Annotated in this window: 16 protein-coding genes and 1 riboswitch; of the genes, 6 read left to right on the top strand and 10 right to left on the bottom strand. The window is 57.6% G+C overall.

The window, feature by feature from the left end:
- Position 1: 1 nt before the first annotated feature.
- From FY156_13745 to FY156_13725, 5 genes are read right to left on the bottom strand one after another with little or no spacing between them, the layout of a single operon-like run.
- Positions 2–2,458 carry a glycoside hydrolase family 2 protein gene (locus tag FY156_13745; GenBank protein ID UXS02449.1) on the bottom strand — a complete coding sequence of 819 codons (2,457 nt, stop codon included), beginning with the start codon at positions 2,456–2,458 and terminating at the stop codon, positions 2–4.
- Positions 2,455–3,438 carry a DUF1839 family protein gene (locus FY156_13740; protein UXS02448.1) on the bottom strand — a complete coding sequence of 328 codons (984 nt, stop codon included), beginning with the start codon at positions 3,436–3,438 and terminating at the stop codon, positions 2,455–2,457. The genes FY156_13745 and FY156_13740 overlap by 4 nt, the downstream gene beginning before the upstream one ends.
- 6 nt (positions 3,439–3,444) lie before the next feature.
- Positions 3,445–4,353, bottom strand: a complete 909-nt coding sequence (locus FY156_13735; GenBank protein ID UXS02447.1) for an amino acid--[acyl-carrier-protein] ligase — start codon at positions 4,351–4,353, stop codon at positions 3,445–3,447.
- Between the two features lie 4 nt (positions 4,354–4,357).
- The gene (locus tag FY156_13730) at positions 4,358–5,539 is read right to left on the bottom strand and encodes an acyl-CoA/acyl-ACP dehydrogenase (GenBank protein UXS02446.1); all 1,182 of its coding nucleotides are present in this window, start codon (positions 5,537–5,539) and stop codon (positions 4,358–4,360) included.
- A complete protein-coding gene (locus FY156_13725; protein UXS02445.1) occupies positions 5,539–5,790 on the bottom strand; it encodes an acyl carrier protein in 252 nt (83 codons plus the stop codon). Before FY156_13725 ends, FY156_13730 begins: the two co-directional genes overlap by 1 nt.
- 181 nt (positions 5,791–5,971) lie before the next feature.
- Positions 5,972–6,082: riboswitch (TPP riboswitch) on the top strand.
- Positions 6,083–6,177: 95 nt separating this feature from the next.
- Between FY156_13725 and thiC the strand changes: the two genes are divergently transcribed.
- The 6 genes from thiC (at position 6,178) to FY156_13695 (ending at position 11,433) form a co-directional block, all read left to right on the top strand.
- Positions 6,178–7,998 (top strand): phosphomethylpyrimidine synthase ThiC, encoded by a 1,821-nt coding sequence (gene thiC / locus FY156_13720; GenBank protein UXS02444.1) that lies wholly within the window; start codon positions 6,178–6,180, stop codon positions 7,996–7,998.
- Position 7,999: 1 nt separating this feature from the next.
- Positions 8,000–9,007: a glycine oxidase ThiO gene (gene thiO, locus FY156_13715; GenBank protein ID UXS02443.1), complete on the top strand. Its 1,008-nt coding sequence runs from the start codon at positions 8,000–8,002 to the stop codon at positions 9,005–9,007.
- Positions 8,976–9,173 (top strand): sulfur carrier protein ThiS, encoded by a 198-nt coding sequence (gene thiS / locus FY156_13710; protein ID UXS02442.1) that lies wholly within the window; start codon positions 8,976–8,978, stop codon positions 9,171–9,173. Before thiO ends, thiS begins: the two co-directional genes overlap by 32 nt.
- Positions 9,174–9,177: 4 nt before the next feature.
- Complete coding sequence (locus FY156_13705; GenBank protein ID UXS02441.1) at positions 9,178–9,951, top strand: thiazole synthase; 774 nt, start codon at positions 9,178–9,180, stop codon at positions 9,949–9,951.
- Positions 9,952–10,036: 85 nt separating this feature from the next.
- On the top strand, positions 10,037–11,035 hold the full coding sequence (locus tag FY156_13700; GenBank protein UXS02440.1) for a P1 family peptidase: 999 nt from the start codon (positions 10,037–10,039) through the stop codon (positions 11,033–11,035).
- Positions 11,032–11,433 carry a LysR family transcriptional regulator gene (locus tag FY156_13695; GenBank protein UXS02439.1) on the top strand — a complete coding sequence of 134 codons (402 nt, stop codon included), beginning with the start codon at positions 11,032–11,034 and terminating at the stop codon, positions 11,431–11,433. The genes FY156_13700 and FY156_13695 overlap by 4 nt, the downstream gene beginning before the upstream one ends.
- Here FY156_13695 and modC read toward each other — a convergent pair.
- From modC to FY156_13670, 5 genes are all read right to left on the bottom strand, one after another.
- A complete protein-coding gene (gene modC / locus FY156_13690) occupies positions 11,402–12,478 on the bottom strand; it encodes a molybdenum ABC transporter ATP-binding protein (GenBank protein ID UXS02438.1) in 1,077 nt (358 codons plus the stop codon). The two genes, FY156_13695 and modC, sit on opposite strands and share 32 nt — an antisense overlap.
- Positions 12,475–13,182: a molybdate ABC transporter permease subunit gene (modB, locus tag FY156_13685; protein ID UXS02437.1), complete on the bottom strand. Its 708-nt coding sequence runs from the start codon at positions 13,180–13,182 to the stop codon at positions 12,475–12,477. The genes modC and modB overlap by 4 nt, the downstream gene beginning before the upstream one ends.
- Positions 13,183–13,238: 56 nt before the next feature.
- Positions 13,239–14,030 (bottom strand): molybdate ABC transporter substrate-binding protein, encoded by a 792-nt coding sequence (modA, locus tag FY156_13680; GenBank protein UXS02436.1) that lies wholly within the window; start codon positions 14,028–14,030, stop codon positions 13,239–13,241.
- A 146-nt stretch (positions 14,031–14,176) separates the two neighbouring features.
- Positions 14,177–15,334, bottom strand: a complete 1,158-nt coding sequence (locus FY156_13675; protein UXS02435.1) for a glutathionylspermidine synthase family protein — start codon at positions 15,332–15,334, stop codon at positions 14,177–14,179.
- 1 nt (position 15,335) lies between these two features.
- Positions 15,336–15,944 (bottom strand): DUF1190 domain-containing protein, encoded by a 609-nt coding sequence (locus FY156_13670; protein ID UXS02434.1) that lies wholly within the window; start codon positions 15,942–15,944, stop codon positions 15,336–15,338.
- Positions 15,945–15,951 lie beyond the last annotated feature (7 nt).

Raw genomic sequence — 15,951 nt, 5'->3', positions numbered from 1 at the left:
TCTAGAAGGAAAAGCGGCGGCTTGAGCCGAGCGACATGATTTCGCCAGTTGGTTCGGCAGCATCGGCATCGACGTCGGCACGAAGTTCGATCCGCTTTGCTTCACCCGGAGCCAGATGGAACCAGTTGTCGGAGGGGCTATAGCCTTCCGCTGCAATATGGACCGACTGCGCCAGACGATCGGTTTCGATCTCAAGCCACCAAGTTCCGCCAATATTGTTTTTGGTGATCTGTATTGATGCCGGGTGCAGTGCTCTTTTCCGTCCAAGTGGAAAATGAAATGCATCTGTCACCACATGTCCGCTTGTCGTGTCGCGTAGCCGAGCGAGCGTCACATCATGGGAAGGAGGGCCGAAGCGATAGGCATAGGTTGTGTCGAAAAACGCTCCGAACAGGTCTGTTGCCGGGACAACGAGACTCTGGCGAGGCGCAAGATCGAAGGCCCGTTTGGCATGCACGACCGGTTGCGTGCCATCCCGCAGGCAAGTCAATTCCAGCATGACTTGAGTTGTTTGGGCGGTTTCGTTGACGATATTGACGTCCAGGCCATTTGTGCCTTCATCCGACAGCGTCACCTGCAGCCGACCGAAGGCACGTTTCAACCCGTACCAAACGGATTTTGGTCGGCCCGTGGCATCGATCAATCCCCAGCCTGCGCCGGGCAGGATATCCTGGAACGTCCAGACCAGGGCGCCTTGGCAATGGGAATCCGGACGACGCCACTCCGCAAAGGTTGCTTCCATGACTTCGGCAATTGCAGCGCGTGACATGTCCATGTAGCGGGCGCTGTCTTCGCGGCGCAAGACATCCGGTTCGACGTCGTAAAGGAGTTTCAGGTAGTGATCGCGCACATCCTCGAAGTCCCAGGAGGCACCCCGGTCACGCGGTGTTCGGGCTTTCCATCGCGGATCATGCACAGGCTGAACGGCAAGATGGCGGTCCAGTGTTTCCTGCTCGGGAATATTGGCAAACGCCAGGCACTCGGCGGCAAAACGAACATCAGCACGGCGCGCATCGTCGAGAGGGCGGCAATAGGCTCCGACACCGTAATAATGGCCGACCCCAGAATTGGGAAAAAATGGCAATGCGCCGCCCGACGGTGAATTCGCCACGTAAGCGATGTCAGGGCGTTTTGTTTTCAAAAGGTCGGGAAGGACCACTTCCGTCAATGGACCTTTCCAGATTTGCTCGGGAAGGCCCAGCATCGCTCCCTGCTGATACATCTCGCTGCCACCGCAAAAGACGGTGAGCGAAGGCGACAATGCGGTGGCGTCAAGAAGCTGCGATATCTCGGTCGTTACGTGCTCGCGAAACGCCTCATCCTTGGCCGGATAGTCGAAGTTCGCAAGCATGGCATCCTGCCAGACCATGATGCCGAGTTTGTCGCAGAGTTTAAAAAACTCCGCGGTCTCATAGGTCATTGTACCGCCAATGCGGATCATGTTCATACCGGCGTCCAGAGCCCGTTTGAGCCATGGTTCGTAATCCGCGCGCCCGCCGGGCAGCCGGACGATATCGGCTGTCGTCCAGACGGCACCGCGGCAGAACACAGGTTCTCCGTTGATCCGCAGTCCGAAACCATTGCCATCTTTGCCGTGGTCGATGTCAATCCGTCGAAAGCCTGTCGTTCCAAGACTGATGCGCTTGCCGTCCAGCTCCAAAGCGATCTCGTGGAGGGTCGGTTCGCCATGTGTGTGTGGCCACCATGGCGTGACCTCTGGGATCGCCAACTCGCCGGAAAGCCTGCCAATTGCATCTGTATTCAGGTCGACTGCATGCCCGCCGCATATCAAACGCGCCAACGATACGTCGCTATCCGTTTCCAGAGCGACGCTGAGCGTTCCGGTTCCTGCTTCGTCCAGAGAAGAACGAATGGAGTAATGGATTTGCGGTTGCCTTGTGAGGCTGACAGGACGCCAGGGGCCGGCTGCATGAATTTCAGGGCACCAGCCCGGCATGTAACCGAGTGCCGTTGTGCGGATCAGCCGCAAACCCTGTGAATTCATCATCTGGGGGCGCCATCTGGCGCGGGGGCCGGTCTTCTCAAGCCTCGGGGACAAGGCCCGGAAACACATCGCCAACTCGTCCGCCCCCGTCAAGTCAACCGGGATCTCCAGAACCTCGAACATGCTCTGGGATGCGGCGACCAATGTGCCGTTGAAAAAGACCTCGGTGACGGTCGCCAGTCCATCGAAACGCAATATCGCGCGTCCCTTAACCTCCGAAATCAGGGTCAGGCGATACCATGCGTCTTTGTCGTTCAGGGCTTCTGGGGCAAAGCGATCGAACTCGCCTGAGACCTCCAGTGCCTGCGCCACGGTGCCCGGAACGTCGGCGGGCAGGCTTTCAAGGTGTGCCGGAATGTCCGACGGGAGATCATAGGCATCCGCTGATGTCAGCGTCAGCGTCCAGCCTTCGCTTAACAGGGTCGCCGTCTCTCCCGGAAGGGTCACTCTCACGCGGCCTCGCTGGCATCGGACAGTTTCTTGTCGAGGGCCTGCATCAACGCGTCCCATGCATCTGCGGCGGGATCGAGAACAGTTGCAAGCGCATCGAATTTGCGGCGCGTGACAGCCCGCGCCAGCTGGAACTGAACGGTCTTGGCGACCTCCGATATGCGCAAAGCGTGTTGCGATGCCTCTTGGAAGCCATCCCTATCCAGCCATTCGAGGTGGCTTGCCGCCAGTTCGAAATTGGCGCCGAGTTGTCGTAACGTGTTGAAAGCATATTTGTGAAAAAAGCCGAAGGGTCTGTCGGCCACTTTTTCCACCTGAGCCGGAAATACGGCCGAGAACGCCCTGACCGGATTGGCGGATGGACGCCTGGAGAAATGCAGCTTCAGCAGGCGCGCAGCCGTCTTGCGGATGTGCGTTTCAGAATTGTTGCTGTCGGGAAATTTCGCGAATTCCGTATAGGGCAGGAAAGGCGGGTCGGTTTCCTGCAGATGGTGCTGGAACAGACCGTCGAAGTCGTCACCTGCCAGATGGAAAAAACCGGCATTGTGGAAATAGTCCAGCTCGCGCTTGTCTCTGTCGAGCCGATTGATGGCGATAGTCGTTTTGCCATGCTCTTTTTGATAGCCCACACCATGGGTATCAGGCATGTAGAAACTGTCCATTTCGATGAGGCAGATGCGGCCGCGCTGAAGCTGTGCCTCGACGTGGTTTTCCACCTGATCGAAGATCGCCAGTTCGGTGGCGCGGATGTCGTATAGTGCTTCGAGGTCTTCCAGCGGCACCTTGAAAAAGGTGAACTGGTCGCCTTCGAAATCCTGAGCCAGCGTGAAGCCGAGCATGGCTTCCGGAGGCAGGCCTCGGGACGCCAGCACTTCGATCCACAAATCGACGTAGCAATTGGTTTCCGGCCACATTCTCTCTGAGGAATGCAGGGGATGCTGCGCGTAGTTCTGAGGATCGAGGCCAGGAAATATCTGCTTCATCGCGGGTCAGCCCCAGAGCGTCTTCACGACCTTTTCAGGCCATTTTTTCACGTCGAGACCGTGATGTGCAAACAGTGCAAGCGCAATGCGCTCGAGGCCGAAGCCAACACACGCCGTATGCGCAACGTCGCCGCTGTCGAGGTTCAGACCCCATTTCTGGCCGAAGGCGTCCTGATGGTAGTTGAAGCTCATGCAGGCCGTCGGATTGGTGGTGGATGTCACCGGGATCAGCAGCTCAAACTTCAGGTTCTGGTCGCGCTGATTGTTGGCAAGCATCTTGCCGGCGCGGCCGAAGAACGGATCGTTTGCCACGTCAATCGTTACGTCGAGGCCAACGGCAGCCATCATCGCGACACCACGATCCATCCAGATCTGACGGAACTCTGTGACATCCGTTTCCGTGCCCATGCGAACATATTCGCGCATGCGGAAAAGCTGTTGGCGGGCCGGGTCCTTGGACGGCTCATGGCGGAAGCAATAGGACTGGATATCGTAGAGCCCACCGCCGGACGGCAGGTTGCCGCGCTTGGCAATCGTCGGGTAAAGCGGGTAGCACGCGGCCGGTGTCAGAACGATATCGGTGGCCTTCTGGTCTTTCGTCCAGTCGCCACCCTCATCCATCGTCTTCAGCAGGCTGACATGGTCCAGCTCGCAGCCGCAGAAGGAGTGAACCGTGCCTGCAAGCTGCGGAAAGCTCTTCATGTAGCCGCTTTTTTCGAAATAGGCACGGTTGATGCCCGGCGGGAAGCGGATCGCTTCTGCACCATCCGGACCACCGGTCCGATCAATCAGGCGCTCGAACGCGGCGATGACGTCTTCGAACTGACCGCTGCGGCCATAAAGACCATCCACGCCCGTCTCGATCAGCAGGCCCTCTTCAAACAGTCGATCAACAAACGATGTCTGCATGTCCATGGTCTTATCCCAAGAGGCTGGTGTCCTGCTTGTGAACGAGCAGGAGGTTGGCGGAATTGCCGAGTATGCGGTCGTTGGAAATCATCAGGCGCGCGGAATGCGCATCGCGCAGATGTCGGCCGAGGCTGTAGGGCGTACCGTTCTTGTAGCCCATGATGCCGCAGATCAGCATGGCGTGGTCGATGATTTCGAGAATGGATTCCGAAGAGCAGATCTTCACATTGTTCATGGCCACGGCGAAGGCCATGGACATGAGCTTTTCCGGATCGCTCTTGGTGTCATTGTAGGCCTTGATGCCAGCGATGATGTTGGATTTCACCACCTGCAGCTTGGTCGAGACTTCGGCAAGGCGGATGGCGCCTGGTGGTGCAGTGCCTGGCGATTTGCGTGCCGCAGCGCGTACGAAAGATTGCGCTCTCAAGACAGCGTCAGAAGCGATACCGTACCAGACCGCGCTCCACAGCAGATGCGATGTTGCAAGCATCGATTGTGCAGCGATCTCGGCAAAGGGTTTCGGAAAAATCTGGGTGGCCGGCGCCTTGCCGCGAAACAGGAAGCCGTCGGAGCAGGTTCCGCGCATGCCGAGCGTGTCCCATACGTGGGTCTTCTCGAGCGTATACTGGTCTTTCAGGAAAACCGTCATCACCTGATCGGTGGGAGCGGCGTCAGAATGCGAGCGCGAGGTGATCAAAATGGCGTCGGCGTCGCTACCGTAGGAAATGACGGTGGCGTCCTTTTCCAGCTGGCAGATATCGCCCTGGATATCGATTGCGCAGATGGAGTTGCGGAGATTACCGCCGATGCCGCCTTCCGTCGTCGCCGATCCGAGCAGGAGCTGTTCGCCCGCAACACGGCGCATGAAAGCCGCGTGCCAGTCGCTTTGTTCGCCGTGCTCAACGAGGCTCGACAGTTTGATATGATGCATGGCGAAAATCATCGCCGTTGCCGAGCATGCCTGTCCCAGGCGAACGCAGATATCGGCGATCGCCTGCAGGGAGGCAGCTTCGCCGCCAAGGTTTTCAGGAATTTGAATTCCCAGCAGCCGTTCGTGCCGCAGTGCTGCGACGGCCTCATGGGGAAACCGGCCGGCAGCATCGACATCATCGGCATGTTTTGCGGCAATCGCCGCGACTTTGCCCGCACGCGCGGACAGAGCTTCATCCATCGGCGCCACGGTGACGTTCATCAGGCGGCCTCTTTTCCGTCGAGGATGAGCTTGACCGTTTCTTCGATGGCCTTGATGCTCGCAAAGGATTTACGGTTGAGAAGATTGTCGGGGAACTCGATATCGAATGCCTCTTCGATGCCGAGCATCAGTTGTACCGAAGCAAAAGACGAAAGCCCCGCCGCGTAAAGATCAGCCTCATCGGCGATCGTTTCGACAGGGGTGGGAAGCTGGCCGAACTTTGCCAGTATTTCACGAATAGTCGCGTTCATTTGGACGTGTCTCCCATGAAGTCATATTAGACGCTTTGAATGTTATGGTTACATTCCAAACGATAACATTCAACTAAACCGTTAGGTTAACTGCAACTAACAGCAGCATGCGACAAACAGTCGATGCTGCCAAGTGTCGATATCGCTCCTTGACAAAAGCGGGGATGTGCATTTTCTTTCGGTCATTCACCAGGGGTGTCCCGCAAGGGGCTGAGATTCTGCTGTTATGCGCAGTGACCCGTTGAACCTGATCCAGTTCATACTGGCGTAGGGACGGTGCAAAGACCAAAGGGTTTGCTGACGCTTGACGTTCATGCAGCGCCTTGCGGTATTTTCCATCATTCCGGCTCGAACTGGGTCTCCACAGTCAAACTTTGGAGCCTCAAGATGAATATCGTTGCCAAGACTACCCCACCCGTCGTCACCACCGGGCCGTTGCCTGCCTCCACGAAAGTCTACAGGCAAGGTGTCCTGCATCCGGAAATTCGCGTGCCGATGCGCGAGATCGCGGTTCATCCGACAGCGGGCGAACCGCCCGTAACGGTCTATGATTCCTCCGGTCTCTACACCGACCCTTCCCACAGTGCCGCCATTGAGCGTGGCCTTCCACGCCAGCGTCGCGACTGGACGCTGGCCGGAGGTGATGTCGAGGCTTACGACGGACGTCACGTCAAACCGGAGGACAACGGTTTTGCGACTGGCACCCGCCTGACGCCTGAATTTCCGTTACGCTATCAACCGCTCAGGGCCAAAGACGGCAAAGCCGTCACGCAGCTTGCCTATGCTCGGGCAGGTATCATCACACCGGAAATGGAGTTCATCGCCATCCGGGAAAACCTTGGGCGTGAGGCGGCCAGGGAAAAGCTTGTGCGTGATGGCGAGAGTTTCGGCGCGCATGTTCCTGATCACGTCAGTGCGGAATTCGTTCGTCAGGAGGTGGCCGCAGGCCGGGCGATCATCCCCGCCAACATCAATCATCCCGAACTGGAGCCGATGATCATCGGCCGCAATTTCCTGGTGAAGATCAACGCCAATATCGGCAATTCCGCCGTTACGTCCTCGATGGCGGAAGAGGTAGAGAAAATGGTCTGGGCGATCCGTTGGGGCGCCGACACGGTCATGGACCTTTCAACGGGTCGCAACATTCACAATATCCGAGAGTGGATCATCCGCAATTCGCCCGTGCCGATCGGCACTGTGCCGCTCTATCAGGCGCTGGAAAAGGTGAACGGCATTGCCGAAGACCTGACCTGGGAGGTCTTCCGCGATACGCTGATCGAGCAGGCGGAGCAGGGCGTAGACTACTTCACAATCCATGCCGGCGTCCGGCTGCATTACATTCCGCTCACCGTCAACCGCGTTACCGGTATCGTGTCGCGTGGCGGTTCGATCATGGCCAAGTGGTGTCTGCATCATCACAAGGAGAGTTTCCTCTACGAACACTTCGAGGAAATCTGCGACATCTGCCGCGCCTACGATGTTTCTTTCTCACTCGGCGACGGTCTGCGTCCGGGGTCAATTGCCGATGCCAATGATGCGGCGCAATTTGCCGAACTGGAAACGCTGGGTGAGTTGACCAAGATCGCCTGGGCCAAGGATTGCCAGGTGATGATCGAAGGCCCTGGTCATGTGCCAATGCACAAGATCAAGGAGAACATGGACAAGCAGCTTGAAGTCTGCGGCGAGGCACCGTTCTACACGCTCGGGCCGCTGACGACGGATATTGCTCCGGGTTATGACCACATTACGTCTGGTATCGGCGCCGCGATGATCGGCTGGTTCGGCACGGCAATGCTTTGTTATGTGACACCGAAAGAACATCTCGGTCTGCCTGATCGCAATGACGTCAAGGTGGGTGTCATTACCTACAAGATTGCCGCCCACGCAGCCGATCTCGCCAAGGGACACCCGGCTGCGCAGGTGCGTGACGATGCGTTGTCGCGCGCCCGTTTCGAGTTCCGTTGGGAAGACCAGTTCAATCTTTCGCTCGATCCCGACACGGCGCGTTCCTTCCATGATGAAACGCTGCCGAAGGAGGCGCACAAGGTCGCGCATTTCTGCTCGATGTGTGGTCCCAAATTCTGCTCGATGCGGATTTCGCATGACATCCGCGCCGAGGCGCAGAAGGAAGGGCTGGAAGCAATGGCAGCCAGGTTCCAGGAGGGTGGAGAGCTCTATCTGCCTGTCGATCCTTCGACTGGCGCTTAGCATGCGTATCCTCATCAAAGGAACGGGCGTCGCGGGTTTAACCGCGGCGTTCGAACTGGCTTTGGCGGGTGCTTCGGTCGAGGTTGCGGATGCCGCTGCCGAACCGTTTCGCGGCGCTTCCTGGTATGCAGGCGGAATGCTGGCTCCCTGGTGTGAACGCGAGAGTGCAGAAGAGGCTGTACTAACGCTTGGTCAGTCTGCACTGGACTGGTGGGAACGAGCCACCCCCGGCCTCGTTTTCCGCAACGGCACGCTTGTCGTTGCACCGGCGCGCGATCGCGCCGAGCTTTCGCGTTTTGCCTCCAGAACCAGTGGTTACAGATGGCTGGATGAGGATGGGATTGCAGCTCTCGAGCCCGATCTTTCGGGGCGTTTCCGTTTCGGGCTGTATTTTCCGGAAGAAGGCCATCTCGATCCGCGCCTTGCGCTGAAAGCTCTTCATGCGCGCCTTCAGGACATGGGTGTCGCCTTCCATCTGGGCATGGGCCGGCTGGAGGAAAATACGTTCGACCGTGTGGTCGATTGTGTCGGCTATGCGGGGGTCGGTCGGCTTCCCCGGCTTCGCGGTGTTCGTGGCGAAATGCTTTATCTCGCCACACAGGATGTTTCGCTGGCCCGCCCTGTCCGCCTGCTGCATCCGCGTATCCCGCTTTACATTGTGCCGCGTGAAGGCGGGCGCTTCATGGTCGGGGCAACGATGATTGAATCCGAGCATACCGGACCGATCTCGGTCCGCTCGACGATGGAATTCCTCAATGCTGCCTACACCATTCATCCGGCTTTCGCCGAAGCGGAGATACTCGAAACAGGCACCGGTATCCGCCCTGCATTTCCCGATAACCTGCCGAAGATCAGCGAAAGCGGCAGGACCATTCTCGTCAACGGTGCGCACCGGCACGGCTTTCTTTTGTCGCCAGCGATGGCGCGCGAAGCTGCGCGTGTCGTCTTCAGTGATCTATCTGCAAAGGACAAACAACATGAAACTTCTGGTGAATGGCGAGGAGCTTGATTTCGCCGCAGACACATTGGCAGCACTGCTTTCCGATCTTGAGTATGAAGGCGAATGGCTGGCGACGGCGGTCAATGGCGACCTCATCCATTCGGACGAGCGTGCCGCGTGCAGGTTGAAGGATCGCGACCGTATCGAAATTCTCTCGCCGATGCAGGGGGGCTGACGGAATGTTGACGTTTTACGATCGCGAAGTCTCTTCCCGTCTGCTGCTTGGTACGGCCCGCTATCCATCGCCTGCCATTCTTGAAGAGGCTATCCGGGCAAGTGGCACGGAAATCCTGACAGTTTCGTTGCGCCGGGAAACGGCGGGCGGCAAGAAGGGCGGGCAGTTTTTTGAACTGCTGCGTGACCTCAGTTGCCACATCCTGCCCAACACGGCGGGTTGCCATACCGCCAAGGAAGCGGTTTTGACTGCGAAAATGGCGCGCGAGGTGTTCGCGACAGACTGGATCAAGCTCGAGGTCATCGGCAATCACGATACCTTGCAGCCAGATGTCTTTGCCCTGGTCGAGGCCGCGAAAATTCTCTGCGACGAGGGTTTCGAGGTTTTCCCCTATACCACCGACGATCTAGTCGTTGCGGAAAAACTGCTGGATGCCGGCTGCAAGGTGCTGATGCCGTGGTGCGCGCCAATCGGAAGTGCCATGGGGCCTCTCAATGTGACGGCACTCAAATCGATGCGGGCGCATTTTCCTGACGTACCGCTGATCGTCGATGCCGGGATTGGTCGCCCATCCCACGCGGTTACGGTGATGGAACTGGGCTATGACGCGGTCCTGCTCAATACAGCGGTTGCGGGTGCAACTCATCCGGTCATCATGGCGCAGGCATTTGCCCGTGCGATCGCTGCCGGGCGTGATGCGTTTCAAGCCGGGCTACTTGAGCCAAGGGACATGGCCGTGCCCTCAACGCCGATCATCGGTACGGCGGTGTTTTCCTGATCGTCGTTTTTCCGGAAGGCTGGTTTTACGTTGACACTCTTCAGTCGTGGCGGGATACCGGCATAAAAGAGGGAACAACGCCGCAATGCACAATCTTCTCACCGATATCGATGGTGTTTCAGTCGGAAACGTCACCGACCTTCAACTTGGCTCGGGTGTGACCGCCATCGTGTTCGATCGACCGGCTGTTGCCTCTGGCAGCGTGCTGGGAGGCGCGCCCGGCGGCAGGGACACGGCCTTGCTGGACCCTTCCATGACGGTCGAGACGGTGGATGCTCTTGTGCTTTCCGGCGGTTCAGCATTCGGGCTGGATGCGGCAGGTGGCGTTCAGGCCGGTTTGCGTGAGATTGGTCGTGGCTTGCAGGTCGGCACCACGCGGGTGCCGATCGTACCGCAGGCGATCCTGATGGATCTATTGAATGGCGGGAACAAGGATTGGGGCCTCAATTCTCCCTATCGCGACATGGGTTATGCTGCCTTCAGGGCGGCTGCGACAGGACCGTTTGATCTTGGCACAGTCGGTGCCGGGACGGGGGCGACGACTGCTACCTTCAAAGGTGGTCTTGGTTCGGCCAGCGCCATGAGTTCCGGCGGCTACAAGATTGCGGCGATTGTTGCGGTCAATGCACTTGGTTCTGCAACTGTCGGGGAGGGGCATCATTTCTGGTCCGCGCCGTTTGAAACGGACGGCGAGTTTGGGGCTTTTGGGTATCCTTCGCAATTCGCGACGCACGATACCGCGCTTCGTTTGAAGGGTGTGAACCTCACCGCAACAACGATTGGGGCTGTGGTGACCGATGCCGCACTGACAAAAGCACAGGCACATCGTTTGTCGATCATGGCGCATGATGGCCTTGCCCGCGCCGTTTTGCCGGCTCATCTGCCAAGTGATGGCGACACAATGTTTTCTGCCGCAACGGGTGAAAAAACACTTCAGGCCGGTGTTCACTTTGCAGAACTCTGCCACCTTGCGACAATCACCATGGCACGCGCCGTGGCGCGTGGCGTTTATGAAGCGACGGCTCTGCCGGTTGCCGGTGCCCAAAAGGCATTTCGCGATGTTCACCGGAGCACAGGGCAATGAGCAACGCATCTTTACCGTTGAAGCCAGTTCTTCGGATCGATTTTCCACCTGGCGATCGCCTCGGGCATGGCAGGATCGAGCTGATGGAGCTTATTGCCGAGACGGGGTCGATTTCCGCTGCCGGGCGGGCAATGGACATGTCCTACCGACGGGCATGGCTGCTGGTGGATGCTCTGAACCACATGTTCCGGCAGCCTGTGATCGAATCGCAGCGCGGCGGCAAGCAGGGGGGCGGCGCGTCCCTGACCCCATTTGGCGTTGAAGTCCTGGAGCGGTATCGCGCCATGGAACTGCGCATGAACGATGCCTTACGCGCCGATCTCGACTGGCTGGAGGCCAATCGCAATCCTGAAGCGGGCGATGCGATCAATAGGGATCAAGAGCCGCCGATTTTATGATCGCGTGGATGGCTTTGCCCGGTTCAAGCTGCATACGCTCACGCGACAGATCGGTGATGCGCGATTGGATGAGGTTGCCGCCGCAGTCGACCTGAACCGTAACCATCCCGTCGCCGGAGGCCGTGATATCGGCAATCGTTCCCTCAAGAATGTTAAGGGCACTCAAGCCTTCCGGTCTTACTGTTGCCAGCATGACATCGCGAGCGGGGATCAGGACACGCACCGCTGCTCCAGCCGTTCCGGACTTGGCGGGAACCTGCAGGACGACATTCGAGAGGCGCACGGCAGCAAGGTTATGGTGTGCATCGAAGCTGCCCAGATGGCCGGAAACAATGCTGCCGGTCTCGCGCCTTTCAAGATGAACACTAAGAGCGGGTCGGGCAAGAACATCGGCCGCCTTGCCCTGCGTTTCGATCTTGCCGTCTTTCATGACTACGATGTTGTCGGCCAGGCGTGCGACTTCCTGGATCGAATGGCTGACATAGACAATCGGAATGTTCATCTCGTCACGCAGCCGTTCCAGATAGGGAATTATCTCGGCCTTGCGCGCCTCATCGAGAGACGCCAGCGGCTCATCCATCAACAGCAGTCGCGGTGATGACATGAGCGCGCGTCCGATCGCAACGCGTTGTTTTTCGCCCCCGGACAGTTTGTTGGGATGCCGCTGCAACAGGTGGTCGATACCGAGCATATCAATGATGCGACGGTCGTCAGCCGTCGTCAGTTTGGCGGACGTGAACCATTTCCCGTAATTGAGGTTCTGAGCCACGCTGAGATGCGGAAAAAGGCGTGATTCCTGAAAAACATAGCCGAAACGACGTTCATGGACGGGCACGAACAGCTTCTTGTCACTGTCTGCCAAAACCTCGCCATCAAGCGAAACCTGCCCGTTCTCCGGCCGTAACAGACCCGCGATAATTCGGATCATCGACGTTTTTCCGGAGCCGGAACGCCCAAACAAAGCCGTGACGCCGCTCTGCGATTCAAAGGACGCGTCCAGCGCAAAAGAACCAAGGCGGTGGCGAACTTTAACCGAGAGCGTCATTCCATGCTCACCTTTTTGCCGATGATCCGCGCCAGAAATTCCGAACCGAGCAGCGCCAGCATGGAAATGATGACGGAGACGATGGTGAGGCGAAGCGCACCGGAATCGCCGCCGGGAACCTGGGTGAAGGTGTAGATGGCGGCTGAGAGTGTCTGGGTTTCCCCTGGAATATTCGAGACGAAGGTAATTGTCGCACCAAATTCGCCCATTGCCTTGGCAAAGGCCAGGATCATGCCGGCAATGATGCCTGGTAAAATCAGAGGCAGCGTAACGGTGAGAAAGACGCGCAAGGGACTGGCACCGAGCGTCGCCGCTGCTTCTTCCAGCTTGCCGTCTACCGCTTCAAGCGAAAGACGGATGGAGCGGACCAGCAATGGAAATCCCATGACCGCGCAGGCGAGTGCGGCACCTGTCCATCGGAATGAGAAGACAATACCGAAATAAGTATCGAGAAACTGGCCGATCATGCCTCTTCGGCCAAACATGACGAGGAGGAGAAAGCCCGTGACCACGGGCGGGAGAATGAGTGGCAGGTGTACGATACCGTTGAGGATGGATTTTCCCCAGAAGCGACCACGCGCCAAGGCAAGCGCCACGAGAATTCCCAATGGCAGGCTTGCGAACATTGCGACCACGGACACCCGCAGGCTGAGCCTGATTGCAGTCCATTCTTCAGGGCTGAGCGTCCACCAGTCCAAATGCATATCCTGTCGTCGTGAAAAGCCGTGGCTGCCGTTGTTCGGAAGCCACGGCGATCACCTTACTTCAAAACCGTAAAGCCTTGCTGTTCAAAGAATGGCTTGGCTTTTTCCGACTTCAGGAATTCGAGATAGGATTTGGCCGCCGGGGACTTGGCCTCTGAAAGTACAGCGACCGGATAGATGATTGCCGGATGGCTGTCTTCAGGGAAGGTGCCGACAATCTTCACGCCCGGGTCGGCGGCAGCATCTGTCTGGTAGACGATGCCATAAGGTGCTTCGCCGCGCGAAACGAGAAGCAGTGCGGCGCGCACGCTTTCAGCGCCCGCGACTTTATTCTCGACTGACGCCCACACGCCAAGCTTTTCCAGTGCAGCCTTGCCATATTTTCCAGCCGGAACGGAATCCACGGCGCCCATCGCCAATCGGCCATCGCCAACTAGGCCGGCAAGATCGAAGCCCTGGCCGATCTCAACGGGTTTGGCCTTGTCGGCAGGAGCGACGAGAACGATCCGGTTGCCAAGAAGGTTGGAGCGGGTTGCGGTGTCTATCAGCTTCTTGTCTGCAACGTAATCCATCCATGCGAGGTCGGCGGAAATGAAGATATCGGCAGGCGCGCCGGCTTCGATCTGTTTGGCAAGTGCAGAGCTTGCCGCATAAGACACCGTGGCCTGGTTGCCGCTCTCCTTGGCCCATTCGCCATTGATGGCATCAAGAGCATTCTTCATGCTCGCGGCTGCAAAAACAGTCACCTTTTCGGCGGCGTTGGCCGGTAGGGCGCCAAATGACACGGCCAGCACCATGGATGTGGCGGCAGCAACAGATCTGAAAAAAGTGCGGCTCAGAAGCTTCATAATAATTCCCCGGTATCGAGATATTTTCGTGAATATAACGCTAGCCGTACATCGCCATCATTATATTTTCAAGAACATATCGATCTTGTGAAAACGTCGAGACGTCTTTGCAGGATCAGGATGGAAAATGGCCGCTTTTGATCAAATCAGTCGATGATGACGTGCGGTACGAAGCGGGACAAGTTGGCGGTAATTCGTGATTGATCCTCACGGACGCCCAGACCACAAGCGCGGTCGCCGATCACCCAACTTCCGAGCACGGCGTAGCCCGCCTCGCTTTCGAAAAGTGGCGAATAGGCCTGTATGATAAAGCCCTCCTCGCCATATTCGCCAGGAGCTTCGATCACGTCATGTCCGTCACGAACAATGGTGACGTTTTCTCCCTCACGGGAAAGAAGCGGTTTGCGCACGTAATCCATCAGGCCCGTTGCTGCCGGGGCGTCGGCAAAGAAGCTCGGCAACAAGTTGGGATGGTTGGGATGTCGTTGCCATAAAAGCGGCAGCAGCCCCTTGTTGGAGAGAACCGATTTCCAGGCCGGTTCGATGAACACGTCGCCGGATTTTGCCAACTGGCGGGCGTAAGGCTCGCGCAGCATATGTTCCCAAGGATAAAGTTTGAAACAGCGATCGATCACCCGATCTTGAAGATCGGTATATCGCCCTTTCGCGTCGATCCCGATGTCGTTGATGTCGATAAGCTCGACGCGATGACCTGCCTGCAGGGCGCAATCCATCAGGTACACTGTCGTGCCGCGATCCTCTTCATTTCGGGTCGCGGCAGCGAAATGGAAAATCGGTTCCTTGGAGAACTGCGCAAAAGCCTCGATCAGGCTTTCCTGCAGAAGATTGTATTGATCCGCACTGTCCGGCAGTTGGCCGCTCAAGATTTGATCTGTCAGCCAGTCATACTGGAAATAGGCTGCCTCGAATATGGATGTCGGCGTGTCCGCATTGTATTCGAGCAGTTTGACCGGCCCCGATCCGTCATACGCCAGATCGAACCGTCCATAAAGATGGCGATCTCCGCGTTGCCAGGATCGCAGGACCACGTCGTGCATGTCGTGCGGTATGGTAAGCCTGTCGAGCATCTCTTCACTGGTGACGATGTCACCGACCATGTCCATGCACATATCGTGCAATTCCTGGCTCGGGGCCTCGATTTCTGTCTCGATTTCTTCAAACGAAAAGACGTAAGCGGTGTCATCGACCCAATAGGGTTCGCCGTACATTTCATGAAAGCCAAAGCCGACAGTGCGCGCTTTCTCGCGCCAGTCGGGTCGGGCCGTAATGCCTATGCGTTTCATATCAACCGCTGCTGCTAAATGAACGTCCGCCGAAACCTTCACGCGAAACGCTCTGGGTTTTTACATTGACCATCTGGGTGGCGCGCGTTGTTGTGATTTCAGTATCGCTGTGCGCGCCGCTTGCCATCATCATCGGTGTTACCGTCTGGCCAGTGCGGTTGCGATAGACCGGTTGGGAAGCGCTGATACCTGCGCCGCCGGAAGAGCTGCTTTCCTCTTCGTTTTCCTCTCGACGGTAGTTGTTATAGTCAGCGATGTTTTTGATCGTGGAAGACAGAAAATATCCGGTCATGAACGGCGTAAAGGAGCCGCTGCTCGTGCCGCTCGACTTTAGCCCTTGTTGTTCCGTGCACTGAAATTTTCCGTACTCATCCTCGCAGGCTGCCATGCCATCGAAACGCGGAGCGTTTGTGAGATGCGTCTCCATGGCATCTTGATAGGCGGTCTGGCAGACCTGCGTATCCATGCCAGAGGAAACGCACTCATCCACGGAGGTGAACATGACGTTGTAGGGCGGGGTCTTGGTGCAGTTGTGAAGAAACAAAGCGTATGCGGCGAGGGAGCCGAAAATGAGGATTGGGCGTGTGTGCCCGCTCAAACGTCTGCGCATTTTCTCT

The sequence above is a fragment of the Agrobacterium tumefaciens genome, assembly GCA_025559845.1.
Taxonomy (GTDB): domain Bacteria; phylum Pseudomonadota; class Alphaproteobacteria; order Rhizobiales; family Rhizobiaceae; genus Agrobacterium.
The sequence above is the reverse complement of the archived record's forward strand: the minus strand, read 5'-3'. Positions and strand labels throughout refer to the sequence as shown.